This window comes from Ideonella sp. B508-1, assembly GCF_000333615.1.
GTDB lineage: Bacteria > Pseudomonadota > Gammaproteobacteria > Burkholderiales > Burkholderiaceae_C > Ideonella.
This window is the reverse complement of sequence record NZ_BADL01000303.1, coordinates 1-959: the sequence shown is the minus strand read 5'-3', so window position 1 is coordinate 959 and position 959 is coordinate 1. Positions and strand designations below refer to the sequence as shown.

Below are 959 nucleotides of genomic sequence, written 5' to 3'. Positions count from 1 at the left end.
GCGATGCGGGCCTACCTGGGTGAGACCGCCCTTCCGGTGCCGGCCCTGGCGGCGGTGGGCATCGCCACCCCGGTCACCGGCGACCGGGTGCAGATGACCAACCACCACTGGTCTTTCTCGATCGAGGCGCTGCGGCAGGCCCTGGGCTTCGAGCGGCTGCGGGTCATCAACGACTTCACCGCGCTGGCACTGGCCCTGCCGCACCTGCCGGCCCACGAGCTGCGCCAGGTCGGGGGCGGTGCGGCCCAGCCCGGGGCGGCCATCGGCCTGGTGGGCGCGGGCACCGGCCTGGGCGTGTCCGGCCTGCTGCCTCTGGGCCCACGCTGGCTGCCGCTGGCGGGCGAGGGCGGCCATGTGAGCCTGCCGGCCGAGACCCCGCTGGAGGCCGAGCTGGTGGCCGTGCTGCGCCAGCGTTACGGCCGCGTGTCGGCCGAGCGGGCCCTCTCCGGCCCGGGCCTGCGTGCGCTGCACCAGGCCCTGGGCGTGGTGCAGGGCCAGTCGGTCACCCCCGCGGATGCGCCCGAGGCGGCCGCCATCGTGGAAGCCGCACTGGCTGGCGGGGACGCGCACTGCGCCCAGGTGCTGGACCTGTTCTGCGGCTGGCTGGGCGCGGTGGCCGGCGATCTGGCGCTGACCCTGGGCGCCCGCGGTGGCGTGTACATCGGCGGCGGCATCGTGCCGCGGCTGGGCATGGCCTTCGACCGCTCGCCCTTCCGGGCCCGCTTCGAGGCCAAGGGGCGCTTCGCGTCCTACCTGCGCGAGATCCCGGTGCAGCTCATCCTCTCGCCCACCTCGCCGGCCCTGCGCGGCGCGGCCGAGGCGCTGGAGATGCCCGATGGGGCCTGAGGCCTGTCCGCGGCCACCACTGCTGGGCGTGCACCATGTGGCGCTGATCTGCAGCGACTACGCCCGGTCCCGGCACTTCTACACCGAGCTGCTGGGCCTGCCGGTGCGGGCCG

The 959-nt window shown here is 75.8% G+C and carries 2 protein-coding genes; both read left to right on the top strand.

Annotation, left to right across the window (positions count from 1 at the left end; genetic code table 11):
* On the top strand, positions 1 to 846 hold an 846-nt coding region (gene glk, locus I73_RS12980; RefSeq protein WP_026096677.1), incomplete at its 5' end, for a glucokinase.
* Positions 836 to 959: VOC family protein (locus I73_RS32115; RefSeq protein WP_199899057.1), on the top strand; the 124-nt coding region annotated here is incomplete at its 3' end. The genes glk and I73_RS32115, both read left to right, overlap by 11 nt.